Origin of the sequence: Pricia sp., assembly GCF_041745955.1 — a bacterium.
Taxonomy (GTDB): Bacteria; Bacteroidota; Bacteroidia; order Flavobacteriales; family Flavobacteriaceae; genus Pricia.
On record NZ_JBGTHY010000232.1, the window covers coordinates 1 to 4,250 of the forward strand.

General features: G+C 43.2%; 5 protein-coding genes and 1 pseudogene. 5 read left to right on the forward strand and 1 reads right to left on the reverse strand.

What is annotated here, in order from left to right:
• Positions 1–206: pseudogene (locus tag ACEW8S_RS08455) on the reverse strand (solute:sodium symporter family transporter); the annotation flags it as partial.
• A gap of 255 nt (positions 207–461) precedes the next feature.
• Here ACEW8S_RS08455 and ACEW8S_RS08460 point away from each other — a divergent pair.
• The 5 genes from ACEW8S_RS08460 to ACEW8S_RS08480 form a co-directional block, all read left to right on the forward strand.
• Positions 462–1,580, forward strand: coding sequence for a helix-turn-helix domain-containing protein (locus ACEW8S_RS08460; protein ID WP_373517722.1), 1,119 nt, complete (start codon positions 462–464; stop codon positions 1,578–1,580).
• Positions 1,581–1,804: 224 nt separating this feature from the next.
• Entirely contained in the window at positions 1,805–2,011 is a 207-nt protein-coding gene (locus ACEW8S_RS08465; protein ID WP_373517723.1) for a hypothetical protein, read from the forward strand.
• Positions 2,011–2,430 carry a hypothetical protein gene (locus tag ACEW8S_RS08470; protein WP_373517724.1) on the forward strand — a complete coding sequence of 140 codons (420 nt, stop codon included), beginning with the start codon at positions 2,011–2,013 and terminating at the stop codon, positions 2,428–2,430. The genes ACEW8S_RS08465 and ACEW8S_RS08470 overlap by 1 nt, the downstream gene beginning before the upstream one ends.
• A gap of 134 nt (positions 2,431–2,564) precedes the next feature.
• Entirely contained in the window at positions 2,565–3,218 is a 654-nt protein-coding gene (locus ACEW8S_RS08475; RefSeq protein ID WP_373517725.1) for an MOSC domain-containing protein, read from the forward strand.
• Positions 3,219–3,230: 12 nt separating this feature from the next.
• On the forward strand, positions 3,231–4,250 hold a 1,020-nt coding region (locus ACEW8S_RS08480), incomplete at its 3' end, for a DUF885 family protein (RefSeq protein WP_373517726.1).

The window sequence follows — 4,250 nt, forward strand, 5'->3', positions numbered from 1 at the left end:
CCGTTTCGATACGATGAACCGTTCATGCCCACCAAATGTTCCGTAGAAATATTGGTCAATAGCAAGGATCCCGCAATTACGATGCCCGTTAAAGATCTACCCCCCAAAAAATAGCCATCCTGCGTATCCAGTTTATCGCGGCGTAATTTCCAAGTGGCGTAGAAAGCTACGAAACCTGTGAACAGAAGAAAGGTGAAAAGTGCCATGGGGTAAAAATAGGAAAAAAGTTGGGTTTTGGTGTCGGGTACCGTATGCTAACGATTAAAGTTCTTCAACGGATGAATACGACACGCATGTGATTTTCAGGTTTTATGAAACGGACACCTTACAATCGGAAGTAGCCAAAGAAGATGCTGAACCGATACTTCGTACATCCGTCTACATTAAAAGATACTTGTAAGCTTTTTCGTCTATTACTACGTAAAATTTCTTAACTTGTAGCCAAGATCCGACCGATCAAAATGGAACTCGACTACAACCTTTACGCCTTATTCGAAACCGTAGGCATTGTTCAGGCGATAACGCTCGGCGCATTATTGATTTTCTTGAACAAGAACAAATACAAGAGTACCCTTTTTGTAGGCATTTTCCTTATATTGTTCGGACTTGAGACGATTCCTATCGTTCTGAATAGTCTAAACGCCTATCTTTTATATCCTGAACTTTACCTATTGCCCTTCGACTTTTTTTGGTTGCATTTTCCTATTTTTTATGTCTACGTACACCAAATATGTATTTTTTCCAATGAGAAAACGAAATATTGGGTACTCTATCCTGGTATCGCGATCTTGTTCGCACAGATAGCCGTTTTCTTCTTGCCCTATACCGTTAAAGTAGCCATCACCGAAAGTGTGGGCTACGATATTTACTTCTATTGCAAGGTTTTGTACGGGCTGAGCATAGGCATCTACACATTAAGGCTCTTGTTCAAACACAAAATCGAGGTACACAATTACTTTTCAATGATGGAATCGAAAGAGTTGACCTGGGCCCGAATCTTTCTTTTCTATAATATTTCGGGGTCGATAGTATATACGATTTTCGCTACTACGATTACGGACAGCTTGCTTGCAAAAATCTTCTTTGCGACCTTCGACCTGATCTTGATCTATTGGGTATCGTACCATGGGGTCAAGCAGCGAAATATTCTGTCACTGCTTGCCAAAAAAGAGGATTTTGAAGGCATTTCGCAAAAACTTTCGGCAAAGGAAGATTTGCTGGCCCTATCCGATGACGGTCTTCAGGAATTGATGGAACGTATCGATAAGCTCCTAAGGGACTCTGAGTCCTTCACGGATACCGATTTGACCATAATGGATCTCGCCAACGAACTTGACACGCATCCCAAGCGCATTTCTACCGCCATAAATGTGATATGCCATCAGAACTTCAATGCGTATGTCAATCGGTTTCGGATACGGAAAGCCGAAAAAATGCTCGAGAACGAGGCATATACCCATCTTAGCGTCGAAGGAATCGGTAAGGAGGTAGGCTTTCATAGCAAAAGTGCCTTTTATTCCGCCTTCAAAAAATTTACCGGAACAACGCCCTCCAAATATAAGGAGAACGTGATGGTGTGAGTTTTTACAGGTATTTCTAAGGGCGATGCAAGCAGTTCCGATTCCTGATGTTGGATTTTTTGGACAGGTCTCAATTCCTGAAAAATCCCTAATTACTGGGATTTCCGTTCGGAATTCTGAAATCCGTACTTCTTTGGACACTAATTTTTAGGATATCCCCTACATCATTTTGGATATTTGCACCGCGGACAAAAAGCCAGTCCGCATCTACCAAATCCAAATCTATGAAAAGTGCCGATAAACAGCAGTGGATATTCCTCATTTTTATCTGGTGCACCTTCCTGTTATGGGAATTTCAATTGCAGACCTTGCCATCCTTCGATCAAAATTACGAGGTCAGGTACGATTTGATGGTATTGCCGGTGCTTCTGCTGATTACGGGATATATTTTGTATTCCCAAGTAAAAACCAATCGAAAAAATCCTCGATAATGAAGTGCATAGAACTTAATTCCGAAGGAAATTTTGACCCTTGGGACCCTTCCAAATTAAAGGAACTACAAAAAAAGGAATTTGACGATCGTATTGGTCAAAAACTGCTGTTCGAAAATAAAACGATAAAGGTCTGGGAAGTCATACTTTTTCCGGGAGAACGTCTTCCCTTCAGAAAAATCAGCGGAAACTACAACTTTACTTCGATGACAGAGGGTTTGGCGGTCAGCCGCTCTGCGAACGGGAAGATTTCATTGGTACGAATCAATAAGGGCGATTCGATGTTCATGAAGCACGAAGGCCAAGAGTCGATATATGATTTCGAAAATATCGGCGACAATATCTTGTTCTTACATGCCATGGAATTCAAGCCCTTGGTAGAAAAAACCGACGGCCTGAAAGTGCGATTTGAAATTTAAGGCTCATTTAAAAATAGTCTTTTAACAGCGCTTTGGGTTGGCTCCGGACTTGGTAAATAGTACCGGTTGGTAAAGTTCCCCCCTATTTTACCTATTTTACGGAGTTAATTCATGAAAACCATCCTTTAATCGGGATGGTTTTCTATTTTTGGGATATGCGTATCACTTCTACCAATATTGGGAATCCGACGACCTTTCTATGGAACGGCAAGGAGGAAAAAACGGGTATTTTTAAATATCCTATTTTCGAAGCTTTGTACTTGGGAAAGGCCGATGTGAACAAAGATACCATCATCGATCGCAAGCACCATGGAGGCATAAACAAAGCCTGTTTTTTGTTCTCCGCGGATGACTATCCCTTTTGGAAAAAAGAATATCCCGACCTGGATTGGGACTGGGGAATGTTCGGCGAAAATTTGACGGTCGAAGGTTTGGATGAGTCCATCACGCGGATCGGAGACATCTTTCAAATAGGAAGTGCCGTAGTTCAGGTTTCGCAACCGCGAGAGCCCTGCTATAAATTGGGGATTCGTTTCAATGACCAGAAAATGCTTAAAAAATATATCCAACACGGGCGCCCTGGCACCTATGTACGTGTCTTGGAGGAAGGAAATGTCAAAATGGGAGATACCTTGAAAGTACAGGAGCGGTCGAAGAACGCCCTGACCATAAGCCAGTTTTTCAGTCTGATGTTCGCAAAAAAGAAGAATACGGAGATACTGCACTTGTTTATGGACAACGAATCGGTACCGGAATATAAGAAGGAACGTATGAGGAAGTATCTTTGAAAAAATGACATCATGAAAAACAAAATCCTAATTATAGTATTGACCCTGGGTATTTTCGCCTGTAAAAATGAATCCGAAACCCTTGCGGAAGATACCGTATCCGGCAATAAAGCTTTCGACTCCCTGGCCGAAAACTATTACCAGCAAGGCCTCAAGCTCAATCCGCTGAACGCGACATTTCAGGGCGATGAACGCTATAACGATACGCTGCCCAATTTTCTATCGGATAAATACGAAAAACGGCTCAAAGAATATTATACAGCGTACCAAAACCAGCTGAACGATTTTACGGATGACAGCCTTTCGGATGACCAAAAGATGACTAAAGCCGTTTTAAAATGGGAATGCGACATTAACTTAGAGGGATTGGGTTTTGAGGACTACACCCCCATAGATCAAATGTGGTCGATGAACCTGATGATCGGCCAACTGGCGGGCGGTACCAGCGCGCAACCTTTCAAGACCGTAGAGGATTATGACAACTGGCTCTCCCGATTGGAAGATTATGGCGAATGGCTGGCCTCCGCAAAAACAAAAATGGGAGAGGGTATCAAAGCCGAGGATGTACTGCCCAAATCCCTGATCCAAAAAGTACTGCCCCAATTGGCCAGCGTTTCGGAGCCTGCGCTGAACGACAACCTATTTTACAGTCCGGTCAAGAGCTTTCCCGAGGGTTTTTCAGATGCCGATAAGGACCGGCTGGCCAAAGACTACGGTTCCCTCATCACCGAAAAGATCGTACCGGCCTACCGCGAACTCCACGATTTTATGGCCTCCGAGTATATGGCATCGGGCAGGGAGACCAGTGGTATTGAAGGTGTTCCGAGGGGAGACGCTTATTATAAGCATCAAATCAAATTATACACCACCACGGATATGACCGCCGATGAGATCCACCAAATCGGGCTCGACGAGGTGGCCCGAATTTCAACGGAAATGGAAAAAGTGAAAGAACGGGTCGGTTTTAAGGGCGACCTAAATGCCTTTTTCGACCATGTTAGGAATAAAAAAGAACTGATGCCCTTTACCGAG

Bases quoted from the DNA above. Each gene is read 5' to 3' on its own strand.
- ACEW8S_RS08475 (WP_373517725.1), top strand. From the start codon at position 2,565: ATGGTTTTCTATTTTTGGGATATGCGTATCACTTCTACCAATATTGGG.
- ACEW8S_RS08470 (WP_373517724.1), top strand. From the start codon at position 2,011: ATGAAGTGCATAGAACTTAATTCCGAAGGAAATTTTGACCCTTGGGAC.
- ACEW8S_RS08465 (WP_373517723.1), top strand. From the start codon at position 1,805: ATGAAAAGTGCCGATAAACAGCAGTGGATATTCCTCATTTTTATCTGG.
- ACEW8S_RS08460 (WP_373517722.1), top strand. From the start codon at position 462: ATGGAACTCGACTACAACCTTTACGCCTTATTCGAAACCGTAGGCATT.